Source organism: Candidatus Zixiibacteriota bacterium, from assembly GCA_021159005.1.
Classification (GTDB): domain Bacteria; phylum Zixibacteria; class MSB-5A5; order UBA10806; family 4484-95; genus JAGGSN01.
In genome coordinates, this window is record JAGGSN010000188.1 from 1 (window position 1) to 3,722 (window position 3,722).

At 42.1% G+C, this 3,722-nt stretch carries 2 protein-coding genes; both read left to right on the plus strand.

Features of this window, described 5'->3' with window-relative positions; translation table 11 throughout:
- Window positions 1–358 precede the first annotated feature (358 nt).
- Window positions 359–1,018 carry an MtnX-like HAD-IB family phosphatase gene (locus J7K40_11960; protein MCD6163111.1) on the plus strand — a complete coding sequence of 220 codons (660 nt, stop codon included), beginning with the start codon at window positions 359–361 and terminating at the stop codon, window positions 1,016–1,018.
- A 91-nt stretch (window positions 1,019–1,109) separates the two neighbouring features.
- A complete protein-coding gene (locus tag J7K40_11965; GenBank protein ID MCD6163112.1) occupies window positions 1,110–3,614 on the plus strand; it encodes an NTP transferase domain-containing protein in 2,505 nt (834 codons plus the stop codon).
- Window positions 3,615–3,722: the final 108 nt, after the last annotated feature.

Consider the following 3,722-nt stretch of genomic DNA (forward strand, 5'->3'; position numbering starts at 1 on the left):
AATGCCACAGTCCGAAAATTAAAATTGCTGAAAATGAATTATTCAGCAAACCCTAAGTAGAAATCATAGTTTTTGAAAAAACGGGGAAACTTTTAGCGATTTTTAGCAGGTCGGGTTCCGACCGGAGGGAGAAACCCGACATTTTGGACAGTGACAGGTGATTTGCTAAGGGAAAGGGCGGCATATTGCTGCGAAAGGTGTCGGGTTTCTTGTTCGTCCGCCTAAGGCGGAGAAACCGACCTGCGATTGTATAAAAAAAAACGGGGAAGCTCCTGTATATCTCTCCTTGCAATTTACTTTTGTGTTTGCTATCATCGTTAAATAGAAAACTGGCAAATGTAATCTGGAGAAATAACCGGTGAAATACCATGTTTTTGTCGATTTTGACGGCACTATTACAATTAATGATGTCGGACATGATTTTTTCGAGAAATTTGCCTTTGGGAAAGCATCCGATATTGTTTCTAAATATCGGCAAGGCGAAATCAGCGCCGTGGAATGCCTTCAGAAAGAATGTGATATATACAACGAAAATCCCGCTTCAGCTTATGAGGTGAAGCAATTTGTCGATTCCCAAAAATTAACTGATGGTTTCATCGAGTTCGAGGAATTTTGCCGCAGCCGCCAGATAAGACTTACGATTTTATCAGCGGGATTCGATTTTTATATCCTGCCAATACTAAAAAAATACGGCTTATCGCATCTTGAGGTTTATAATAATCCGACGCTTATCAAGGATGGGCAGGTTATCCCTGATTTTATTTATTATGACAAAGATACATGCTGGCAATGCTCGAACTGCAAGGGACAGCGAATCAGGGAATTAACCTTGCCGGATGAAACCTCAATATTTGTAGGCGACGGCCATTCGGACAGCCATGGCGCTGAACAGGCAAATATAGTTTTTGCTAAAAGCTATTTAGCCCGCTATCTTGACAGCAGTAATATAAACTATTTTGCGTATAATGATTTTTTCGATGTAGTTAAAAAGTTTAGCGATATATTAAGAGATGGTTAATATTATATTATTGATGGTTGCCGCTTGAGATTTAATTTGACTTTATATTCGATTGATAATAAATTTGCCCTAAGAGGAAGGGAATAATTATATGAAAGCTGTAATAATGGCCGGGGGATTTGGTACTCGATTGAGACCGTTAACATTGAATATACCTAAACCTATGGTCCCCTTGGGCGGTGTTCCGGTAATGGAACATTTAGTTCGGCTTCTCAAGAAACATGGTTTTAAAGATATTTGTTCGCTGCTGTATTTTCAGGCTGACCAAATTAAGGAGCATTTTGGGGATGGCTCCAAGTTTGGCATTAAGATGAATTATATAATGTCGCAGGCTGATTTTGGCACCGCCGGGTCTGTAAAAAATGCCCAGAAGTTTCTTAATGAACAGTTCATAATAATTTCAGGCGATGTAGCTACGGATATCGACCTGACGAAAGCAATTAAATTCCATAAGGATCAGCAGGCAGAGGTTACCATGGTTCTAACCCGGGTCGAAAATCCGCTGGCTTTTGGTGTTGTCATAACCGATAATGATGGCCGCATAACCCGGTTTCTTGAAAAACCATCTTGGGGGCAGGTATTTTCCGACACAGTTAATACGGGCATTTATATTTTAGAGCCGGAAGTATTGAATTTAATCCCGAAAGCAACAGAATTTGATTTTTCCAAAGACCTTTTCCCGAAAATGCTGGCTGATAAAAAAAGACTTTATGGCTGTGTTGCTGATGGCTACTGGCGTGATATTGGCAATGCTGATGAGTATTTCGCCGCCCACCAAGACCTTCTGGATGGAAATTTAAAGCTTGAATCACTTGGCAAGGTTATAGAAAAAGATGGCGCGACAATCTGGCGTGGTAAAAACACAATGATATCACCGAAAGTAAATTTCTCGGGCACCGTAATAATCGGTGATAGGACAAAAATCGGTCCCAGAGCAAAGCTTTTTAATACGGTCGTCGGGAAAGATTCGATTATCGCCCGCGAAGCTGACCTTAACCGAGTGATTACTTGGGATAATGTATCTATTGGACCCGAATCCAAGTTGTCGGAGGCGTTAATCTGCAAAGGCGTTGTTATTGGCGAAAATGCCCTGATTGAGGAAAATGTGATTATCTCTGATAATGCTCAGGTCGGCAGTGAGGCAAGAGTAAAATCCAATGTTAAGGTTTGGCCTGATAAAGAAGTTGAAGCCGGAGCTATATTATCATCAAGCTTAGTCTGGGGCGAACGTTGGACTCGGGAATTATTTTCTGATTCCAAACTTACCGGTATTGCTAATGTGGAGATTTCCCCCGAATTCGCCTCCCGTCTCGGAGCCGCTTATGGCGCGATGGTTGGCAACAATCAAACAGTAATTGTCAGCAGAGATGGCAGTCGGTCATCACGGATGATAACGCGCGCGCTAATTGCCGGGCTGATTTCATCCGGAGCCAATGTGGCTGAACTCAGAACAATCCCAATTCCTGTTCTCCGCTACCAATTAAGTCTGCAAATCGAGGCAGGCGGAATATATGCCCGCGTATCTCCCGACAGCGATAACCATATGGAAATCGTCTTCTTCGAGCCTGGTGGAAGCGATATCCCGACAGCGAAAACCAAATCAATTGAACGGCTGTTTTTACGGGAAGATTTCCGCAGAGCTAATATGTACCAAACCGGTAAAATCGAATTCCCGGAAAGAGTAATCGAATATTATCGCGATGGTTTTTTGCAGGTATTGCAAACCGATGTTATCAGCCAGGCAAAAATGAAGGTTGTAATCGATTTCTCATATGGCGGCGCTTCCAGAGTATTGCCATCAATTCTGGGAGCTTTAGATATAGATGTGGTTTCTCTAAATGCGCATCCCGACCCCGATCGGATATATCAAAGAATGCATGAGGCAAATAAATCTGCTAAACAACTTGCTGCTATCGTGAAATCATTAAAGGCTGACGCAGGATTTAAAATCGGTCCGGGAGCTGAAAAACTTACTGTATTTGATGAACTTGGCAATCAAATTAATAACCAGCATCTGCTGTTAAAGATATTGACTCTTTTCTTGGAAACTAAAAAATGCCAAAGCATAGCGGTGCCGGTTATTGCTTCCTCGGGCGTTGAGTCTATCGCTAAGCTTCATAATGTCGAGGTTATAAGAATCCCGGATAACCATCTGGCTATGATGGATGCGCTCCACAAAGGCGGCGCCGATTTTGTCGGCGGGACAAAAGGAGGCATGATATTCCCCGGATTCCAGATTGGCGGGGATGCCATGTTTGCTGCCGCCAAGATTATTGAACTTATGGCCACAACGGGAAAACAACTCGGCAAAATAAAAGGCCGTTGGTATAGTTTGAAAATCGTTAGTAAAAACGTGCCCTGCAATTGGAGCAAAAAGGGTCTTGTCATGCGCCGTTTGATGGAATATACCAATAGAAAACAAAGAATTCTTGTGGACGGGATACGGTTTAAAAGCGGCAGCGCGCATGTTGCTATTAAACCCGATAGATATAAAGCCTCGTTCTTTATTCAAGTAGAATCAAGGTCTGAAACAGATGCTAAAGCTATTTTGAAAGAATTCATTGCAAAAGTAAAAAATTGGCAGGAAGCAGGGTAATAAGTCAAATACCCTGCTGATTCTATTTTAGCCCCAATACTGTTCACTTAAGGATGATGATTTGAAAATCATTTGAATTTTTTTTGAATAGGGTTGATGACGGGGGGC